At 39.8% G+C, this 19116-nt stretch carries 20 protein-coding genes; 4 read left to right on the top strand and 16 right to left on the bottom strand.

Annotated features, from left to right (window positions below; all coding sequences use genetic code 11):
- Positions 1–48: 48 nt before the first annotated feature.
- The 9 genes from AC1F25_RS10310 to AC1F25_RS10270 all read right to left on the bottom strand — a co-directional run bounded on the left by AC1F25_RS10310 (position 49) and on the right by AC1F25_RS10270 (position 9550).
- Positions 49–1005 (bottom strand): ABC transporter permease, encoded by a 957-nt coding sequence (locus tag AC1F25_RS10310; protein WP_002309847.1) that lies wholly within the window; start codon positions 1003–1005, stop codon positions 49–51.
- Entirely contained in the window at positions 1005–2138 is a 1134-nt protein-coding gene (locus tag AC1F25_RS10305; RefSeq protein WP_002291115.1) for an ABC transporter permease, read from the bottom strand. The genes AC1F25_RS10310 and AC1F25_RS10305 overlap by 1 nt, the downstream gene beginning before the upstream one ends.
- Complete coding sequence (locus AC1F25_RS10300) at positions 2131–3693, bottom strand: ABC transporter ATP-binding protein (protein WP_002291113.1); 1563 nt, start codon at positions 3691–3693, stop codon at positions 2131–2133. The genes AC1F25_RS10305 and AC1F25_RS10300 overlap by 8 nt, the downstream gene beginning before the upstream one ends.
- Before the next feature lie 211 nt (positions 3694–3904).
- On the bottom strand, positions 3905–4987 hold the full coding sequence (locus tag AC1F25_RS10295; protein WP_002332024.1) for a BMP family lipoprotein: 1083 nt from the start codon (positions 4985–4987) through the stop codon (positions 3905–3907).
- Between the two features lie 65 nt (positions 4988–5052).
- Positions 5053–5451, bottom strand: coding sequence for a cytidine deaminase (locus AC1F25_RS10290; RefSeq protein WP_002309848.1), 399 nt, complete (start codon positions 5449–5451; stop codon positions 5053–5055).
- An 18-nt stretch (positions 5452–5469) separates the two neighbouring features.
- Positions 5470–6132 (bottom strand): deoxyribose-phosphate aldolase, encoded by a 663-nt coding sequence (gene deoC, locus AC1F25_RS10285; RefSeq protein WP_002291107.1) that lies wholly within the window; start codon positions 6130–6132, stop codon positions 5470–5472.
- 45 nt (positions 6133–6177) lie between these two features.
- Entirely contained in the window at positions 6178–7479 is a 1302-nt protein-coding gene (locus AC1F25_RS10280; RefSeq protein WP_025478062.1) for a pyrimidine-nucleoside phosphorylase, read from the bottom strand.
- 140 nt (positions 7480–7619) lie between these two features.
- A complete protein-coding gene (locus AC1F25_RS10275; protein ID WP_002291103.1) occupies positions 7620–8636 on the bottom strand; it encodes a LacI family DNA-binding transcriptional regulator in 1017 nt (338 codons plus the stop codon).
- A 308-nt stretch (positions 8637–8944) separates the two neighbouring features.
- Positions 8945–9550, bottom strand: a complete 606-nt coding sequence (locus tag AC1F25_RS10270; RefSeq protein WP_002309852.1) for a class I SAM-dependent methyltransferase — start codon at positions 9548–9550, stop codon at positions 8945–8947.
- A gap of 195 nt (positions 9551–9745) precedes the next feature.
- Here AC1F25_RS10270 and coaA point away from each other — a divergent pair, with 195 nt between their 5' ends.
- Positions 9746–10669 carry a type I pantothenate kinase gene (gene coaA, locus AC1F25_RS10265; protein WP_002288627.1) on the top strand — a complete coding sequence of 308 codons (924 nt, stop codon included), beginning with the start codon at positions 9746–9748 and terminating at the stop codon, positions 10667–10669.
- Positions 10670–10727: 58 nt separating this feature from the next.
- Positions 10728–12293, top strand: coding sequence for a glutamine-hydrolyzing GMP synthase (guaA, locus tag AC1F25_RS10260; protein WP_151668751.1), 1566 nt, complete (start codon positions 10728–10730; stop codon positions 12291–12293).
- Positions 12294–12371: 78 nt separating this feature from the next.
- Here guaA and AC1F25_RS10255 read toward each other — a convergent pair whose 3' ends face one another.
- The 3 genes from AC1F25_RS10255 to AC1F25_RS10245 form a co-directional block, all read right to left on the bottom strand.
- Complete coding sequence (locus tag AC1F25_RS10255) at positions 12372–12488, bottom strand: putative metal homeostasis protein (protein ID WP_479994091.1); 117 nt, start codon at positions 12486–12488, stop codon at positions 12372–12374.
- Between the two features lie 236 nt (positions 12489–12724).
- The gene (locus AC1F25_RS10250; protein ID WP_002335117.1) at positions 12725–12946 is read right to left on the bottom strand and encodes a helix-turn-helix domain-containing protein; all 222 of its coding nucleotides are present in this window, start codon (positions 12944–12946) and stop codon (positions 12725–12727) included.
- Positions 12947–13065: 119 nt separating this feature from the next.
- On the bottom strand, positions 13066–13287 hold the full coding sequence (locus AC1F25_RS10245; RefSeq protein WP_002309857.1) for a helix-turn-helix domain-containing protein: 222 nt from the start codon (positions 13285–13287) through the stop codon (positions 13066–13068).
- Between the two features lie 230 nt (positions 13288–13517).
- Here AC1F25_RS10245 and AC1F25_RS10240 point away from each other — a divergent pair, with 230 nt between their 5' ends.
- Positions 13518–14594, top strand: coding sequence for a hypothetical protein (locus AC1F25_RS10240; RefSeq protein ID WP_479994090.1), 1077 nt, complete (start codon positions 13518–13520; stop codon positions 14592–14594).
- A gap of 73 nt (positions 14595–14667) precedes the next feature.
- The gene (locus tag AC1F25_RS10235) at positions 14668–15144 is read left to right on the top strand and encodes an NUDIX domain-containing protein (RefSeq protein ID WP_151668865.1); all 477 of its coding nucleotides are present in this window, start codon (positions 14668–14670) and stop codon (positions 15142–15144) included.
- A 102-nt stretch (positions 15145–15246) separates the two neighbouring features.
- Here the strand turns inward: AC1F25_RS10235 and AC1F25_RS10230 are convergent, their stop codons facing one another.
- The 4 genes from AC1F25_RS10230 to AC1F25_RS10215 all read right to left on the bottom strand — a co-directional run bounded on the left by AC1F25_RS10230 (position 15247) and on the right by AC1F25_RS10215 (position 19109).
- Positions 15247–16272 carry an FUSC family protein gene (locus tag AC1F25_RS10230; RefSeq protein ID WP_147606806.1) on the bottom strand — a complete coding sequence of 342 codons (1026 nt, stop codon included), beginning with the start codon at positions 16270–16272 and terminating at the stop codon, positions 15247–15249.
- Positions 16273–16543: 271 nt separating this feature from the next.
- Positions 16544–16975: an HIT domain-containing protein gene (locus AC1F25_RS10225; RefSeq protein WP_104869344.1), complete on the bottom strand. Its 432-nt coding sequence runs from the start codon at positions 16973–16975 to the stop codon at positions 16544–16546.
- 126 nt (positions 16976–17101) lie between these two features.
- Entirely contained in the window at positions 17102–18031 is a 930-nt protein-coding gene (locus AC1F25_RS10220) for an ATP-binding cassette domain-containing protein (RefSeq protein ID WP_002316542.1), read from the bottom strand.
- The gene (locus AC1F25_RS10215) at positions 18021–19109 is read right to left on the bottom strand and encodes an ABC transporter ATP-binding protein (RefSeq protein ID WP_002292656.1); all 1089 of its coding nucleotides are present in this window, start codon (positions 19107–19109) and stop codon (positions 18021–18023) included. Before AC1F25_RS10215 ends, AC1F25_RS10220 begins: the two co-directional genes overlap by 11 nt.
- Positions 19110–19116: the final 7 nt, after the last annotated feature.

The following is a 19116-nucleotide window of genomic DNA, read 5'->3' as shown; positions in this document are numbered from 1 at the left end:
GAGACGAAAAACACTTCCCGTAACCCACCCTTTTTATTCGCTAAAAGATTATTTTGATTTGATATAGTTCTTCCCGTTTGCTTTTGGTCCAGAAGCTTTCCCTAAGAAAACAACCAACACAATGATTGTCAGCAGATATGGAGCAATTTGCAGCAATACTGGTGGAATCGAAGAAATAACTGGTAATTGTGCACCGATGATACTCAAGCTTTGTGCAAAACCAAAGAACAGTGAGGCACCCATTGCGCCTAAAGGATTCCATTTACCAAAGATCATAGCAGCCATGGAGATGAACCCTTGTCCAACGATCGTACCAGCTGAAAAGTTACCGGAAATCGACTGAGCAAAAACAGCACCGCCCATACCGCCTAACAAGCCTGAAATCAGCACGCCTGAATAACGCATAGCATATACATTGATACCTAATGTATCGGCAGCTTGAGGGTTTTCACCAACTGAACGGAGGCGTAAGCCGAATTTCGTCTTAAAGATGATCACCCAAGCAATGACAGCAATCAAAATTGCACAATAAGCAGGCAAGAATGTATTTTTGAAGAAAATTGGTCCAATGACCGGAATATCTGCTAAACCTGGGAAAGAGAAATATCCCAGATTCTGCGTGATGTTATCTGTTTGACCTTTCCCATACCATGCTTTGATCAAGAAAACACCTAAAGCTGGTGCCATCAGATTGATCACTGTACCGCTGATAATATGGTCAGCACGCAAGCTGACTGTTGCTACTGCGTGGATCAAAGAAAATAGGATACCTACGACGCCACCCACTAAAATAGCGATCCATGGCGTCATGGAACCAAGTGAGGGGCTCATCGTCAAGTTGAAAACGATGGAACTAAAAGCACCCATGACCATGATTCCTTCTAACCCTACATTTACAATCCCGCTGCGTTCAGAAAACGTTCCGCCTAGTGATGTTAGAATTAACGGTGTTGAATAAACCAGTGTTGAAGTAAGAATCAAGGCAATTAATTCGATAGTCGACATTATAGTTCGCCTCCTTCATGGTTTTGATTCGTTGGCTTCGCTTCGATTGTCGCAACGATTTCTTCTTGTTTTTTTCCTTGGAAGAACTTAGCCATGACGAAACGAATCAAGAAATTGATCCCAACAAAGAAGATAATCAGAGCAATCGATACATTGACGATCTCAAACGGAACACCAGCTCCTGTCTGCATGCCAAGTCCGCCGATCTTCAAAATACTGAACAAAATCGCTGATAAAAGAATACCGATTGCTGATCCAGATCCAAGTAAGGAAACAGCCATCCCATCAAATCCAATAGATAGTGAAGTCGTTTGAACGAAGAAGTTTTGATACGTTCCTAATCCTTCAACCACACCGCCAAGCCCTGCCAAAGCGCCAGAAATGACCATCGACAAAACGATCGTACGTTTACTACTCATCCCTGCATACTCAGAAGCAAAAGGATTCAAACCAACGGAACGGATCTCAAATCCTAAAGTCGTTTTCTTCATCAATAGCCAAACAAAAATAAGCGCGATGATGGCTAAAAACAAACCTGAGTTTACGCGAGAGCCGCCAAAAGCTTGTGTTAACCAAGGTAACCGCAACGATGCATTTTGACTGATCATATTGGAAGAGTCCAAACTTGATCGGTAGCTTTCAGGCATCACTTCATGTAAAGCAAATGTGCTTACGTATAACAAGATATAGTTCATCATGATCGTTACGATCACTTCACTTGTTCCAAAAAATGCTCGTAGCAACCCAGGAACAGCCGCTGCCATCGCACCTGCTAAGGCACCTAGGATCACACACAATGGAAGCAAAACGACTTTTGGAAGATCTGGAAAAGCAAGTGCCACCCAGACACTGACGATCCATCCGCAAAGTGCTTGTCCAGAAAGCCCGATATTGAAGAACCCAGCTGAGTTAGCTACAGAAAACCCTAATGCTGTAAAAATCAACGGCGTTGCTTGCCTTAATGTTTCACCGATTCCTCTTTGCGAACCAAGAGCTGCATCTAACATAGAAGAATAACCTTGGATGGGCTGAAAACCAAAAGCAGCCATCAATATCGCGCCTAAGATTAATCCTAAAACAACTGAAAGTACAGGCACTAATAAATTACGGAATTTCTCGCTGCGATCATTCATGTGCGCCAGCCCCCTTTTCTAACTCTTTTCGTGCTTCTTCTAAGGTATAGCCCGCCATCAATAGACCTAATTCGTTTTCAGATGTTTCTTTCGGATCAACGATCCCGACGATTTCTCCTTCATGGATAACAGCAATACGATCCGAAACATTTAAAATTTCTTCTAATTCGAAACTAATCAATAACACTGCTTTGTATTTGTCCCTTTGTTCGATCAGACGTTTATGAATAAATTCGATCGCACCTACATCCAGTCCACGAGTTGGATTTGCAACGATCAACAGATCAGGATCTCGGTCGACTTCCCGAGCGATGATTGCTTTTTGCTGATTTCCGCCTGATAAAGCTTTTGCAGGAACAAGTTCATTCGTTGTTCGAACATCATATTCTTCGATCAATTCTCTGGCATGTTCATTTATCACTGAATAATTCAGCATACCGTTTTTACTGTAAGGTTTTTGATGGTACGTTTGTAGGGCAATGTTTTCAGACAATGTCATATCTAAGACTAACCCATATTTATGACGGTCTTCTGGCACATGTCCTACACCATGTTCAGTGATCTTTCGAGGTTTTTTATTGGTGATGTCTTCCCCTTTTAGCTTGATATGTCCGCTTTCTGCCTTTCGCAAACCAGTTAAAGCTTGGATCAACTCCGACTGCCCGTTTCCATCGATTCCAGCGATACCAAGTACTTCGCCAGCACGAACTTCTAAGTTCAAGTTTTTCACGGCTTCTAATCCACGATTTTCTTTCACCACTAGATTTTCAATAGACAAAACGACTTCTTGAGGCTTCGCTTCTTTTTTCATCGTTTTGAATGAAACCGTTCTTCCGACCATCATATCAGCTAATTGCTGTGAGGTAACGTCTTTAACGTTGACTGTACCGATTCCTTTTCCACGGCGGATAACTGTACAACGGTCAGCTACTGCTTTGATTTCATCTAACTTATGCGTAATCAAAATGATTGACTTGCCTTCTTTGACTAATTCCTTCATGATCACGATTAATTCATCAATTTCCTGAGGGGTCAATACAGCTGTCGGCTCATCAAAAATCAGTACATCTGCTCCTCGGTAAAGTGTTTTTAAAATTTCTACCCGTTGTTCCATCCCAACTGAAATATCACGAACATAAGCATCTGGGTTGACTGATAATCCATATTGTTCAGAAACTTTTTGAATCTCTTTTCGCGCTTTTTTATGGTCAAGCATCCCTGCACGACTAGGTTCGCTTCCCAACACGATGTTTTCTGTTACAGTAAAGGCATCAACAAGCATAAAGTGCTGATGGACCATCCCAATCCCTAATTGATTGGCTTTTGTCGGGCTTGTGATTTGTACTTCTTTCCCACGCATCAAAATTTTTCCTGATGTCGGCTCTAATAATCCGGAAAGCACGTTCATCAATGTAGATTTGCCAGCACCGTTTTCTCCAAGCAACGCATGAATCTCTCCTGCCTTTACTTGTAAATTGATGTTGTCATTTGCCTTGAATGTTCCAAATTCTTTGGTAATATTCTGCATTTCTATGACAATATTTTCTTGAACCACCTTTTTTTCACATCCTAACGATTTCTATCTAGGGCAACGATTGACTAAGATTCACGCTTAGCGAGCGTTCTTCTTTTGAAACAAACATTACTTCAGGGAATTGTTCCCTTATCCAAACTGTCTCAAGGCAGCTTGGATAAATGAACAATTCTTGTTCTAATCAAACCATAGCCTTGTCAAACATGTGTCTAACAAGGCTATAGAAATGGTTTTAATTTTCTTCAGGAGTTTCTGGAACTTTTACGTCACCTGAAATGATTTTTTCTTTTGCTTCATCCACTGCTTTTTTCGCTTCGTCAGAAAGTTGTCCTTCTGTTAGACCAACACCGTCTTCTTTCAATCCATAAACAGTGTGTTCACCACCAGGGAATTTACCGTCAGCTGATTTTTGTGCCAAATCTTCTACTACTGTTCCTACTGCTTTCAGTGTAGATGTCAATGTGAAGTTTTTCTTTTCGCCGTTCAATGTGTATTCGCCTTCGTCTGATTGGTCGCGGTCAACACCGATAACCCAAACTTTTTTGTCGCCTGATTCGTTCAATGATTTTGCTTCTTGGAATACACCATTACCTGTACCACCTGAAGCATGGAAGATGATATCTGCATTTTGTGCATACATACCTTGAGCAATTGAACGTCCTTTATCTGGAGCAGAGAAGTCACCAGCATATTGGTTCAATACTTTGATTTCTTTTCCTAGTTCTTTCGCACCTGCATCAACACCGGCTTTGAATCCAGCATCAAAACGATCGATTACTTCACCTTTTACACCGCCGATAAAGCCGACTACGTTCGTTTCAGTCGTGTAAGCTGCTGCAACCCCTGCAAGATAAGAAGCTTCGTTGTCTTTGAATGTAGCAGATACAACGTTATCTAATCCGTCAATCACATCATCGATGATAACGAAGTTCGTACCTGTATTGTTTGTTGCTTGTTCTTGGATCGCTGGTTTTAGTTTATAACCAATACCAAAAATCGTTTTGAATCCAGCATTCAATGCTTGGTCGATATTTGGGATATAATCTGATTCGTTTGAAGATTGGAAGTATTGGAAGCCATCATTGCCTCGTGAAAGACCTTGATCTTTCCCCCATTTTTGTAATCCTTCCCAAGCTGACTGGTTGAATGAACGGTCGTCTACACCACCTGTATCTGTGATCAATGCTGCAGTTGTTGTGTCTGATGAGCTTTTGCCACCGGATGAATCAGTAGAGCCGTTGTTGCCGCATGCACCTAAAAATAACCCTGCTGCTAGTGCGACAGCACCTAAACCAAATAATTTTGCTTTTTTCATTTCTGTAAAGCCTCCTAAAATAATTGTTTTATTTTTCAACAGTCAGCTGACTGAATGAACATGAGTTATAGATCTTTTTCAGTAAATGCATAAGGCAGTAGTTCTCGAACGGTCGTTGCCTTCGTCACACCATTGTCTCCCACTAGCGTAACCGGCATATCAGGAGCACAGAACTCTGCCATTACTTGCCGACATGCACCACATGGAGAAATAGGATCCGGGGTGTGCCCTGCTACGACTAAATGGGTAAACGATCTTTCTCCTTCTGATACGGCTTTGAAGAAAGCTGTGCGCTCGGCACAATTCGTTAATCCAAATGATGCATTCTCGATGTTGATACCTTGATAAATCTTGCCTGATTCTGTTACGAGACAAGCACCTACCGGAAAATGGGAATAAGGAACGTATGCTTTATCTAACGCTTCAATAGCTATGTTGATCCATTCTTGTTTGAGTTCTGCCATGAGTTTCTCCTTTGAAAATTAATAGCCTTCGCCAGTTGAACCAGATACGATTGCTACTCCTGCGCTTGTTCCGATTCTTGTAGCACCCGCTTCGATCATTGCCATTGCTTCTTCTTCGTTATGGATACCGCCAGAAGCTTTAACGCCCATTTCAGGTCCTACCGTTTCACGCATCAAGCGGACATCCTCTACCTTTGCACCACCCGTTGAGAAACCAGTTGATGTTTTGACAAAATCAGCGCCTGCAGCTTTTGCTAATTCGCATGCTCGGATGATTTCTTCTCTATCTAATAAAGATGTTTCGATGATCACTTTGACAAGTGCACGATCTTTTGCTGCTTCAACAACTGCTTCGATATCTTTTTGAACTTTTTGATCATCTTTTGATTTCAACGCACCGATATTGATGACCATATCGACTTCATCAGCACCGTTATTGATGGCATCTGTCGTTTCAAATGCTTTTGTCTCGGATGTGTTTGCTCCTAAAGGAAACCCGATCACTGTACATACGGCTACTGGTTCGCCTTGTAATTGTTCTTTTGCTAGCGCAACCCATGCTGGATTGATGCAGACAGAGTAAAAATGATATTTTTTCGCTTCTTCGATAATTTGCATCACAGCTTCTTTAGATGCGTCTGCTTTCAAAATAGTATGGTCGATCATTCGGTTTAGTTCCATTTCTTTTCCCCTTTTCTTTCAAACGGTAAATCCGCTTTTTTCCTTTTATTCTGTGATAATGTCATGAATCAATGTTGGCTTCATTGCTGATTCGCCAATTTCAATATTTTTATATAATAATTCAATAACCGAAGAGATTTCTTCATCATTACTATAGATTGTCAATAATGACTCGCCCTTTGTCACAGTGTCCCCGATTTTTTTATGCAGTTTCAATCCAACGGCGTGATCAATATCGTCTTCTTTGGTTTTACGCCCAGCACCTAGCATCATTGCAGCAATTCCTAATTCGTTTGCCACGATTTTTGACACGACTCCGCTTTGTTTAGCAGGAAGTTCCATTGTGTAACGTGCAGTCAAAATTCGTTCTGGTTTTTCCACGATGGTTGGGTCTCCCCCTTGATTTTGAATCATTTCTTTGAATTTTGCTAACGCTTTACCTGATTCCAGAGCTTCTTGAAGCAACGTTCTTGCTTCATCGATTGTTTTAGCTTTGCCAGCAAGGACAACCATTTGGCTTCCTAAGGCGTAGCACATTTCTACTAGATCTTCTGGACCATTTCCTTGTAATGTTTCGATTGCCTCGACAACTTCTAGACTATTTCCGATTGCTTCGCCAAGAGGTTCTGACATATCCGAGATTACCGCCACTGTTTCTCGGTTCGCTAGTTTGCCAATGCTTGTCATGGTCTTTGCCAGACGTCTTGCATCTTCGATATTCTTCATGAAAGCACCGTCTCCAGTGGTCACATCCAAAACGATTGCATCTGCTCCTGCCGCGATCTTTTTACTCATGATCGAACTGGCAATCAGCGGAAGAGAATCAACGGTCGCTGTGACGTCACGCAAAGCGTACAATTTTTTGTCCGCCGGTGCCAAGTTTCCTGATTGACCGATTACTGCTACTTTGCTTTCATTGACAATGCGCACGAATGCTTCATCCGAAAGCTCGATCTGAAATCCGGGAATTGCTTCTAGCTTATCTAATGTGCCACCTGTGTAACCTAGACCGCGTCCAGACATTTTAGCCACTGTCACTCCGACACTAGCTACTAGGGGGGCTAAAATCAATGTGGTCGTGTCACCAACGCCACCTGTCGAATGCTTATCTACCTTTATTCCTTCAAGAGAACTCAAATCGATGACATCACCAGAATTAGCAATCGCCAATGTTAAGTTCGTGATTTCTTCATTTGTCATGTCTTGATAAAAAATTGCCATCAATAATGCACTGACTTGATAATCTGGAATCTTTCCATTCGTATAGTTCGTGACGATGTACTCGATTTCCTCTTTCGACAGCTCGTTTCCATCCCTCTTTTTTTCAATCAGATCCACCATTCGCATTGCCTGATCCTCCTTGTCTTCATTCGGTATTATACATTATTTTTAGAAAAGGTAAACCACTTTAGTAAACTGGTTTACTAAAAATAAAAAAAGCACTAACTCGCCTTTGTAAATGCTTACATAAGCAATATACCGCCGAGTTAGCCCTTTGTCAATACTTTTACGCTCTCACGAATAATTAATTTTGTTTCGAACACTTTGTTCGGAACTTTTCTTTGAGGAAATTCGATCGTATCGATCAGGAAACGCGCAGCATAAAATCCAATATCAAAACTTGGTTGCTGCACTGTCGTCAATTGCGGAATCATGTATTCTGACAGCTTTAATCCATCGAATCCTATGACTGAGATATCTTCTGGGATTTTTTTGCCCAATTCATCTATCGCCTGATAACAGCCAATCGCCATGGCATCATTCCCGCAAAAAATAGCCGTGATATCTTTATGTTTGAGTAATTTTTTTGATGCAGTATATCCACCTTGGACAGTCAACTCTCCATGTTCAACAAATTTCCCATTAAAAGGCAGGCCATGATCTTTCAGCGCATGACGATATCCGTTGAAACGTTCTTCTAATTGATAGTATCCAGTGGTTTCCTTCAGCATGCCGATCTTCGTATGGCCACTTTCAATAAATAGTGAAACAGCTTGATAGGCTCCCTCATATTCCTTTACGATAAGCCGTCCGTTATCCCGACGATTCAATCCGCGATCGATTAAAATAATCGGCATTTTTTGATAAAATCCGCTGTCTAATGCGTATTTCTCAGGTAAAATATTTGGTGTTGCCAGCAAGATCCCGTCCACTGAGCGGTGGGAAAGCTCTTGTAAATACTTGATCTCATTTTCTTGGCTATGACGAGAATTGCATAACATGATCACATAGCCCAAAGGATTCAAATAGCTCTCTACACCTTCGATCAGTTTGGAGAAGAAGAAATCGGTGACATCAGGAACGATCATTCCGATGGTCTTTGAATGTCGATTGATCACATTTGAAGCGAAATAATCGGGTTTATAATGATGTTCATTCACGATCGACAACACTTTTTTTCTTGTCTTATCACTAAATCGGCTTCCTTTGTTATTCAAAATCTGTGAGACAGTTGTTACTGATACCCCTGCCATTTCTGCAATATCTCTGATGGTCAGCTTCACCCTAGTGGCTCCCTTCTATCTAAATTCCCTATCAGTGTACCAAAACCCCCAAGAAAAGAATAGAGAAAAAAAGAAAGTATGTTTTTTGATAAAAATCTCCTTTATCTACCAACTTGGCAGCCTTCTATACAAGTTCTGTATCTTGTTTATTTTATCGTAAAAAACAACGACTCTGTTCCTACTATTTATTTTTGAAGAAAAAATAGTTCTTTGTTTTTTAAAAATTTCTCAGCAAAAAAAGAACTGATACGTACCCTTACATGCACGCCCAGTTCCACTTTTTCGTCGCTCTATTATTTTTCAGCTAGTTATTCTTTCACACTTTTGATGATATAATATCCTTTATCTTTTGTAACGATTTCTGCATTGCCAAATGTTTCTTCCATCTTCTTTTGCGCACTCGGCGCTCCTTGTTTCTTCTGGATCACAATTGTCAGTGTACCGCCCTGCTTCAATCGAGGATATGCGCCTGTCAAGATTTCATGTACGACTTTTTTTCCAGCACGGATTGGCGGATTGCTGACGATAGCTGCATAGGTTTCTTCATGAAGTACTTCATAGATATTTGATTGGTGGATGTCCACTTGTTCGATTTGGTTACGCTTTGCGTTTCCTTGCGCTAGACTCACTGCTCGCTCATTAATGTCGACCATTTCAACAAACCGTTGTGTCGCAAATGCCAAAGCTAGCCCAATCGGTCCATACCCGCATCCCACATCTAAGATCTTTCCTTCGTCAGGTAACTCTTCCCAATCAAAAGCATCAATCAGGACACGTGAACCATAATCCACTGTTTCACGTGAAAATACACCAGAATCAGTTACAAATTGAAAGGTTCTGCCTTTTAACTCAAAAGCCCATTGTTCAAAATCGTGCGCCGTATCTGGGCGTTCAGAATAGTAATGATTTGTCATGTCTTCCATCCTTCTCATTTCTTTCATGTCAACAGTCTATCCTTTTATGTATCCGTGCGCAAGTCAATAATAAAACTCCTTTTCTTTCTATTATAAAGATTGTACAAAAAAATTGGCAATCTCTCTTAAGTGGTGGGGTTTGTGTTTATTTTGTGTTAAAATAGTTCCATTGATGGGAGAACGCAGGAGGCTAATATGAATGATCCAATGAACTACTACCGTGTGGCAAGAGAAGAATGGCGAGAATTTTATCGTAATGGGCAAGCACCTTTGACACAAGATGAACTAGATAATATCAAAAGTTTGAATGACCGCATTTCCATGCAGGATGTTCGAGATATCTACGTACCTCTTGCTCATCTGATATATCTATATATGAAAGAATTCGAATCTTTGTTCTTGAGTAAAGGTTTATTTCTTCATAAATACGTAGAAGTACCGCCTTTTATTATCGGGATCGCCGGAAGCGTAGCCGTTGGTAAAAGTACCACAGCCAGACTGCTGCAGACGATTTTGTCTCGTACCTTCAAACGAAGAAATGTTCAGCTGATCACGACTGATGGATTTCTTTATCCAAATCGTATATTAAAAGAGCGTGGAATTATGGATCGCAAAGGATTTCCTGAAAGTTATGATATGGAGATGCTGATCGACTTCTTGAATCGTGTAAAATCTGGTCAGGAAGAGATAAAAGTACCTGTTTACTCACATGATGTGTATGATATCATTCCAGATAAGTACGAGCTGATCCAGCAACCTGATATCTTGATCGTTGAGGGGATCAATACGCTTCAATTACCTGCGAATCAGCAAATCTACGTCAGCGACTTTTTTGATTTTTCTGTCTATGTCGATGCCGATCCCGTGCTGATCGAAAAATGGTATTTGGATCGTTTTGGCGCGTTACTGGATACGGCTTTCCAAAATCCAGAGAATTATTATTATCGTTTTGCTATCGGAGACCGTGAAGAAGCCTTTAAAATGGCAAAAGATGTATGGAAAAATGTGAATTTGAAAAATTTACAGGAATATATCTTGCCTACACGAGGAAGAGCCGATATAATTCTCCATAAAACTGAAAATCATATCATCGATTCGATTTTCATGCGAAAATATTAGCATTTTAAAATAGTTTGACTATTTTGAGATAAAATTTAAAGGGATAGGGGTAATAAATTTGACAAACGTTGCCGATATGACGAACGTTGAAAAGATTATCGTATTAGACTACGGTAGTCAGTATAACCAATTGATCACAAGACGTATTCGTGATCTTGGAGTCTTTTCCGAATTATTGAGCCACCGCATTACTGCAGAAGAAGTAAAAGCGATGAATCCAAAGGGAATCATTCTTTCTGGCGGACCAAACAGTGTATATGATGAGAATGCATTTGGGATCGATCCTGAGATCTTCAATTTAGGTATTCCTGTATTAGGGATTTGCTATGGTATGCAATTGATCACATACAAACTTGGTGGTTCCGTAGAGCCTGCTAAAAACCGCGAATATGGGAAAGCCTTGTTAGAAGTAACAAGCGATCAAGCTGTCTTGTTTAAAGAAACACCAAAACAACAAACAGTATGGATGAGCCATGGCGACTTGGTAACCAAAGTTCCTGAAGGCTTTGAAACAGTCGGAACAAGCAAAGATTGTCCGATTGCTTCTATCCAAGACACCACACGTAATTTTTACGGTATCCAATTCCATGCAGAAGTACGTCATTCCGAATACGGAATCGAATTGCTGCGCCACTTTGCCTTTGATGTTTGTCACTGTGAAGGTAACTGGACAATGGATAACTTTATCGATATGCAAGTAGAAAAAATCCGTGAACAAGTTGGTGACAAAAAAGTCTTGCTTGGTCTTTCAGGCGGCGTTGATTCTAGTGTCGTTGGGGTTCTTTTACAAAAAGCGATTGGTGACCAATTGACATCTATCTTCGTTGACCATGGTCTGCTACGCAAAGGCGAAGCGGAACAAGTAATGGAAAGTCTAGGCGGAAAATTCGGCTTGAACATCATCAAAGTCGATGCAAGAGATCGCTTCTTAGACAAGTTGAAAGGTGTATCTGACCCAGAACAAAAACGTAAAATCATTGGGAATGAATTCGTATATGTTTTTGATGACGAAGCAACAAAACTTGCTGGTAAAGAAGGCGTCTCTTTCTTAGCACAAGGAACGTTGTATACTGACGTTATCGAATCTGGTACAGAAACAGCACAAACGATCAAATCTCACCATAATGTAGGTGGACTGCCAGAAGATATGCAATTTGAATTGATCGAACCATTAAACACACTATTCAAAGACGAAGTCCGTGAATTAGGTACTCAATTAGGCATGCCTGATTCAATCGTTTGGCGTCAGCCATTCCCTGGCCCTGGTCTTGGTATTCGTGTTCTTGGCGAAATCACTGAAGACAAGCTAGAAATCGTACGCGAATCTGATGCTATCTTGCGTGAAGAAATCGCAGCTGCTGGACTTGACCGTGATATCTGGCAATATTTCACTGTTCTTCCAGGAATCCGCTCTGTCGGTGTTATGGGTGACGGACGTACTTACGACTACACAGTCGGTATCCGTGCGGTGACTTCAATCGACGGAATGACAGCTGACTTTGCCCGTATCCCATGGGAAGTCTTGCAAAAAATCTCTGTACGTATCGTAAACGAAGTAGCCCATGTCAACCGCATCGTGTATGACATCACTTCTAAACCACCAGCTACAGTGGAGTGGGAATGAACAAAAATAAATGAAAATAGCCGAAAAACGTTTTTTAACAACGTTTTTCGGCTATTTTTTTATTAAGTTTCCTTCTTCTTACCTTTTTCCACTATTTCGTTTCACATATTTGATGATTTTCAACGCACGTTTTCGTGTTTTGATATTTGGGCTTTTCAAACGGCGATACGCACTTGAGATATCTGTTTTTTCCATATAGACGACCCACTTTCTTCTTTGATTGTAGTCATGTTAAAGAATGCAAATCGAAATAATTACGATTTGCATTTTGAATGGTATCAAATGTCAAAAAGAAAGTCAACCTGCTAAAACGAGGCTATGGCAAAAGTCGTGTCACAATCCCTTTTTCCGAATGAATAGTGTTCCAAAAGGTGCTTCTTCGGAAATAAGTTTTATTATTACATATGATCTACCAATTATTCTTCCCACATTCACATCTTACCGTTTCCGATTGTCTTAAACAATTCAGCTACTTCTTTTTGCGAACAGTCGTAAAAACGAAAAATTTTTTGTAACATCTCGTAACTGGGACGCGATAGACCTGTTTCCCATTTGGAAAGTGTTTGTCTTGTGATACCTAATTGTCGTGCAACGAAATCTTGTGTATAACTTCGGTCTTTTCTTTTTTTTGTCAGCCATCGAGCAAATACCATCCAAGCATCCTCCTCGTTGTTAAACCGCATCCATTTCCTTCAATATCAACTATATTAGAAACATTTGTAATTGAAAAGAGTCTATAACGATTGGGATCTTAAAAAAGAAATGGTGTATCCTAGTTCTTTGTTTCTCTTTCTCTTGTAAACAGTTCTGAAATCTCTTTAGCTGAGCATCCATACAAACAAATCAATTTATAGAGCATCTCATAACTTGGATATGACCGGCCATTTTCCCAATTGGACAAACCTTGTCTTGTAATATGTAACTGAAGTGACACCCATTTTTGAGTATACCCTTTTTCCCTTCTCTTCTCACGCAACCACTGATGGATCTCCATCCCTCGCTCCTTTCATTTAAGTATTCTCTCCCATATTAACTATAACGGAAAATTTAGGAATTGAATATATGGCGCAATGATTTGTGTCTTACATTTGATTGCTAGTTAGAATACACTGTAATTGTTGAAATATAAAAAAATAAAAGGAGTGTTAGAGAATGAAAAAATCGGTAATAGGTGGAATAATATGGGAATGTTTTTTAGAATATGACCGTTAACAAGGAGATGTCATGAAATATAAATACCTATTTCTTAGCTTGGGATTCCTTTTATTGTTAGGGATATCGGGATGTACTGGTGTAGGAAAAGAACTGACAGGTGATTATGATTATTATCTCTATTTGTCGAATACAATGGACAAGTTTGTAACATCTGGCAGATTCGTTGGTATCGGAAAGAAGGATCAAGTGATTTTAAAAACAGAAGGACTGGAACTAGGCACTTTCGTACAACATGATCAAAAAGTCTTTTTATCTGATCGAATGCATGACTTCGTTTATACACCTCATTCAGGAAAAATCGAAAAGGAAAAGCGCCAAACAAAAGAACATACAGGAATAGACAGCGTCATATTGGACGGGAAGCTGGTTACTTTGTTCAATCATGGCTATCCAGATACCGATGACATCCTTTATCAAAACAATCTTTATTTTAATAATGACTATACGATTATCAACGGGCATATTTTTTCGACTGGAAACGATGAGCAGTCTCTCTATATTTTACGTGACGAAGAAATAGGAAAATTATTTGTTGATAGACTCTATCTTTCTGAAGATACGCTTATCAGTGAGAACCTTGGTTCGTTCCCCAATATAGAAGGGAGTGAATATCTGATAGGTTATCGGCTAAATGTTCATGAAAACCACTTATACGGAGTGGCTTTTGATTTTGCTAATAATCGGCGAGCTGGATTATTTAGCTATTCGCTGAAAGATTCATCGTATACATTTAAAGAAACAGACCGAGAAATAATACTGGAAGATATAGGATTCAGTTTTTCAAAAGGAAGTTTTATTTATAAAGATCAGCTTGTTTACTTTTCAAGTAACGGCACGATCTACTTTATTGATCTTGAGACTGCAGAAACTACTAAAAAACTCCCGACAAACATGGATCTTAGTGGGGTATTTATTGTCTCCGTGATTGATGATGAACACGTAGCGATTGCTACCCATGATCATGATAATAATCTAATCATTTGGGAACTCGACCTAAGTAGCTTGTCTCTTACGGAAAAGCGACGTGTAGAACCTTCACTATGGAGAAAGCAAGAATATCTGTACGACTTTCAAGTAAAACGTTGATTATCTCAAAAAAGTTTATCCATCCGCCAACATAAATAAAAATTTTTTGCGAAAAAGATTGGTGGGCGTTGGAATGGAAACAAATGATTTGCGTATGGTAGAAGAAAATTTTCAATTTGATATACGGGCATCTGGAATTTTATGGAATGAGGAAACAGATGATATTCTTTTGAACAGGGAAAACGATAAACAGGTCATCCAAGTGTTGCTTGGCGGAGCGGTCAAACGTCTGGAGACAAGTCGACAAGCCGTTGTTCGCGAAATGCTGGAGGAAACTGGTTATGAAACAGAAATCGTCCGTTTGCTTGCCCTTATTGAAACTACCTTTTCAATTGAAGGAAACACAGATAAAGCCTATCAGCAAATCAATTTCGTCTATCTTTTGAAACATGTAGCTCACTCGGATAGATATAAAATCGTTGCATCAGAAGAAAAAGTGCGACCAGTTTGGAAACACAGAAAAGAGGTAAAAAACGTGAAACCAACTATGTTAAACGAAATCATTGCGGAATTCCCCTCTTCTGTCCGCTTTGAGGTATCATTCGATTAGATGAGGTTGTGAAAAAGCCGCTCAGTTTTGAGTATTAAGAAAAAGGTTGTGAAAATGACTTTTTCACAACCTTTTTTAGCACATATACTTCTATTTGTCCTTCTATTCTAATTTCTTTCGAACGACATTTAAATAATGTTGCAGTCCGACATTCATTACCCACGCAACACCTAAACCGATGAAACTTCCTATGATGATTCCTAAAAAACGATATTCGATCAAAGACATCAGATAGGCCCCGCGAATAAGTGTAGATAGCATCAACGCCATGGGATTAAGAAAAATATTAGCAACCGCGTAATTTCTAGCAACTAGAAATTGTGCGATTCCATAAAGAAACGTAATCAGAAAAATCGTCTGCAGTTGCGTGAACGGCACAAATGACAAGACTGCTGACACACATAACCCACCCATCGATCCAATCAGATATTGGACTTGTCGATGCTTCATCGCATCCAAATTTTCCGCCAGCAAAATCGATGCACATGACAAGGTCAACCAATAAGGATTATGCAGATTCAAGCCATGACTGACATAAACGGACAGAAACAAGGCGGCACTGTAGAAAACAGAATCAATGATCACCAAAGGCTCTTCATAAAACCTTTCTTTTAGAGTCGCTTTTTCAATTGTCTGCTCAGGCCGTGAATCCAGTAATTTTGTAATCACTGCCGCAATCAGGGCAAAAACGACACCCATAAAAAAATAAAGCGAGACGATCGGTAATTGAGCGATTGGCAGCTGCATGCTCGTTCCCATGGCAGAAAGCATTGCAAAAAACAAGCCACCTGGTTTAGAGATATGGAATAATCGCAACACAAATCTGCTGGAAAAAGCAACCAAAGCTACAGCAAATGGTTCAAGCCATAAAACATAAGTTGACAAAATCCCTAGAACGAAAGCAAACAAAAGACCACAACCAATCAAAAACATACGTTTCAACAAAGATTTCATCGGTATGTTTTGATAATAGAAAAAAGTAAAGATCCCTAAGGATGAAAAACTTGAAATCAAAAAGTCATGATTTATGTAACCTAACCACAATACGATAAAGATAAGTAGCATCAGGTTCATGATACGAAAAGGATTATCTTGTATTTTATTGAAACGAAAATAAGTCTTGAACAATCTATCCCTCCTTCCTAGTGATTTGAAAAGAAGCTGAATCAAAATGAAATGCCAATCCCGTTTGTCAGCATTACCTAGTATAACAATTGTTTCTTGATTTTTCATAAAATTAGTATCAAGAAGAAAAAGGCTTGGAAAAGTCAGAACAAAGAACAAACATTCCGAGTCGTTTTAACAAAAAAAGATAGCAAGTTTTCTAAGCAACTCGCTACCTTATCTTTTTTTATTAAAAACCGAATGAATCGTATCTAAGAGCGTACATTCTTCTCTTTTATGCACTGGATTTTTCTCCTGTCCTTTGTCTCATATCAAGAAGCTGGTGCATAGTCTCTAAATCATTCATCGCGCCGGTAAATAAGGGCCAAGCATCCACCCCATCTTGTTTTTTTCTAGGAATAATATGGAAATGAAGATGAGAGACATGTTCTTCTACTGTCTCATCTTCTGCTTTGATCAAATTGACGCCATCAAAACCGCAATTTTCGACACAATGAAGAGAAACCGCTCGAATGACGTTCATCAATTCGATAAATAGTTCTTGCTCGCAATCAATTAAATTGACCCGATGTTTTTTGACTAGAGCGATTATATGACCATCGACATCTCTTGCGTTATCTAAAAATACAAGAATATTTTCACTCTCAACTATTTTTCTTCGGTGCAATCTTCCATTCACTATTTTACAAAATAAACAATCCTCCAATTCATCCACCCCTTTGTGGACTAAGAAGGGGTAAGACTCCTCTGTCTTCCCCTTGCTTTTACCAAAATATCGATTAACTATTATGTTTGATCACCTGATTTTCGGTGCTCAGTCAAACTGCAGATCTCACAATTTTCGATACGCTTCTAATTCCTTTTGATTCCCGTATACAAAATGTCCGGGGCGTACTTCCTCGAAAACCGGACCGTGTTTTGTATAATCGTGTATGCTAGGATCATACACATGTAATTTTCTTTTCCTTGCTAAAATAGGATCTGGTATAGGCACAGCTGAAAGCAATGCCTTTGTATATGGATGAATCGGATGGTTGAATAACTCTTCCGTTTCAGCTAGTTCTAAAATATGTCCTTGTCTGATCACAGCGATTCTATCTGAAATAAAACGTACGACTGATAGATCATGAGCGACAAAAAGATATGTCACTTCTCGTTTTTTTTGTGCATCTTTCAGTAAGTTCAACACTTGCGCACGGATCGAAACATCTAAAGCAGAGATTGGTTCGTCTGCTACGACTAATTCAGGTTCCATCACTAATGCACGAGCGATTCCGATCCGTTGTCTTTGACCGCCGGAAAATTCGTGAGGATAGCGGTACATATGCTCTGGAAGTAGTCCGACTTCTTTGATGATTTTTGCCACCTTTTCCAAACGTTCTTCTTCCGAGTGGAACAGGTTAAAATTATAGAGGCCTTCTGAGATAATATATTCTACTGTTGCCCGTTCGTTCAACGATGCGGATGGGTCTTGGAATATCATTTGGATCTTACGGATTTTTTCTGCTTGTTCTTTTTTCGACAAGGGACCATTGATCTTTTTCCCTTCAAAGAGAATATCCCCTTTGCTTGTCGGATTTAACCCAATGATTGCTCTGCCAATCGTCGTTTTGCCTGAACCAGATTCTCCTACGAGAGAGAATGTTTCTCCTTTATAAATATCAAAGTTGGCGTCTTGGACAGCTACGAACTTGCTTTTTCCTTCTCCAAAAGTGATTTCTAAATCTTTTACAGTTAACAAAGTTTTTTTATCAGCTGACAACTTGCTTCCCCCCGTCTTGTTCTTCACTATCCAATTCTGCAGCCAAAGCAATCATTTTTTCATGAAGATTTTCGATTTGTTTTGGTTTAAGTACTTTCGGTGCACGAGGATCCAGCAGCCAAGTCTTCGCAAAATGGGTTTCGGATACTTGGAACATAGGCGGTTCACTAGTAAAATCGACCTTCATCGCATAGGCGCTGCGAGGCGCAAAAGCATCTCCTTGGATATCTTTATATAAAGAAGGTGGTGTTCCTGGTACAGAGTAAAGCACATCTCCTTTTTGTGCTAATTGTGGTAAAGAAGAAAGCAAGCTCCATGTATAGGGATGTTTTGGATCATAAAAAATTTCTTCAACTGTTCCGCTTTCGATGATCTGTCCAGCATACATAACAGCTACTTTGTCTGCTATAGCCGCGACAACGCCCAAATCATGGGTGATAAAAATCGTTGTGAATTGATATTCTTCCTGAAGCTCTTTGATTAGTTCCAAGATTTGTGCCTGGATCGTTACATCCAAAGCGGTTGTCGGTTCATCACAAATCAAGATTTTAGGTCGGCAAGCCAATGCAATAGCAATGACGATCCGTTGTCTCATCCCACCAGAGTATTGGAAAGGATATTCATCATATCTTTTTGCCGCATTAGGAATTCCTGTTTTTTCCATCAATTCGACAGCTAAGCGTTTCGCTTCTTTCGCTGATTTCTTCTGGTGTTTGATGATGACTTCTGAGATTTGTGAGCCAATTGTTTTGATAGGATTCAGTGAAGTCATAGGATCTTGGAAGATCGTCGCGATTTCTTTTCCCCGAATATCTTCCCATTCTTCATCCTTTTTCAATTCGCTTAATATCTTGTCTTTATAGCGGATCGTTCCTGAAGTGATATTGCCGTTTTGTTCCAGCATCCCGGTGAATGTTTTTGTCAGAACTGATTTTCCTGATCCTGATTCACCAACGATGGCTAATGTTTCTTTTTCTTTTAGCTCTAATGAGACATTTCTGATCGCTTTTAATTCACGGTGACGAACATGGAAGCTGACCGAGATGTTTTCTACTGATAAAATTGTTTGATTCTCCATTGTTTGC

Source organism: Enterococcus sp. M-BR2 (assembly GCF_056612775.1).
Note: the sequence above shows the minus strand (reverse complement) of the source record. Positions and strands in the feature narration are given on the sequence as shown.